The organism is Gammaproteobacteria bacterium (assembly GCA_003696665.1).
Classification (GTDB): Bacteria; Pseudomonadota; Gammaproteobacteria; order Enterobacterales.
In genome coordinates, this window is sequence record RFGJ01000113.1 from 1 (window position 1) to 1,192 (window position 1,192).

Consider the following 1,192-nt stretch of genomic DNA (forward strand, 5'->3'; position numbering starts at 1 on the left):
GCAGCCAGAGGTATCGCACGGCAGGACGCGAACAGTGGCATGAGCATAAGCGGCGAATAACATCAGGGTGCTGATTAGACATTTGAACAGGTTTGTCATATTGCCTCCTTGTCACATGAACGGTTCAAATGCATATCCAAGGAACGACGCTGCCCTAGGCGCGAAAATTATAAAAACGCCTTTTCACAACTCGGCAATGAAAAACTGCGAATTGTGTGAAAAATTCACACCTGGTATGTCTTTGAGCGCCCGTTGTTCACCTCTAGAGGTTGCTTTTGATCAATGAATGCACCGTGTCAATTGGCACTCTGGCGTGCGACGTGCTAAACCTTAATAGTCTGAGAAACTGGGAGGTGAGCTGTATGACCGACCATTGGATTGTGACCGTGATGGGATACCGACAGCCGGATTGTTTGCGCAACTTGGCCAATTTGGTCTTTGCCAATCACGGTGACTGGCGGGAAAGTCGCGTGATCGAAATGGGAGGCCGCTTTGCGGCTATATTAAGCGTCGTTGTCCCGCGTGAAAACAGCGCCAGTTTGCAAAGCGCCATTGAAGACTTTGCCGATCAGCACGAGCTGTCCTTGCATTTATCTGTCAGTCAGACGGAATGGGTGAACAACAAAGAGCGCTTCCGCCTCAAAATGACGGCGAATAACCGGCGCGGTCTGGTGCACAAGGTGGCGGACATTGCCAATCAAGTCGGACTACAGCTTGATGAACTCATTACCTGGTGTGAGCCCATGCCGTTCGGCAATGAGGAGTTGTTCTATGCCGAGATTATCGCCAGTGGATCAGCCACGGGCACGGCGGCTATGAAAACAGCGCTTGAGTCTCTGGGCGATGATGTGGTCATTGAAGAAGTTCACAATCACGCGGATGAAAGCAAGGGGGCCTAAGCCCCCTGCCTGTTATTGATACGCCTCAATAGGTGGACAAGCACACATCAGATTGCGGTCGCCATAGACATCATCCACCCGGCCAACATACGGCCAGAATTTGTGATGCCGTAGGCTTGGCACTGGGAAGGCCGCCACTTCGCGAGAATAGGCATGCGGCCACTCGTCAGCAGTGACCACGTCCATGGTATGTGGTGCGTGCTTCAGGGGATTATCGTCGGCATCCCATTCACCACGGGCAACTTTGTCTATTTCATGCTTGATGTGCACCATTGCTTCAATAAACCGATCCA

At 51.7% G+C, this 1,192-nt stretch carries 2 protein-coding genes; one reads left to right on the forward strand and one right to left on the reverse strand.

Features of this window, described 5'->3' with window-relative positions; translation table 11 throughout:
• Positions 1 to 362 precede the first annotated feature (362 nt).
• Complete coding sequence (locus tag D6694_03695; protein ID RMH46296.1) at positions 363 to 899, forward strand: hypothetical protein; 537 nt, start codon at positions 363 to 365, stop codon at positions 897 to 899.
• Between the two features lie 12 nt (positions 900 to 911).
• Here the strand turns inward: D6694_03695 and D6694_03700 are convergent, their stop codons facing one another.
• On the reverse strand, positions 912 to 1,172 hold the full coding sequence (locus D6694_03700; protein RMH46297.1) for a hypothetical protein: 261 nt from the start codon (positions 1,170 to 1,172) through the stop codon (positions 912 to 914).
• Positions 1,173 to 1,192 lie beyond the last annotated feature (20 nt).

What these genes read in the sequence shown, in the direction of transcription:
- D6694_03695 (RMH46296.1), top strand. Translation starts at nt 363, where the DNA reads ATGACCGACCATTGGATTGTGACCGTGATGGGATACCGACAGCCGGAT.
- D6694_03700 (RMH46297.1), bottom strand. Translation starts at nt 1,172, where the DNA reads ATGGTGCACATCAAGCATGAAATAGACAAAGTTGCCCGTGGTGAATGG.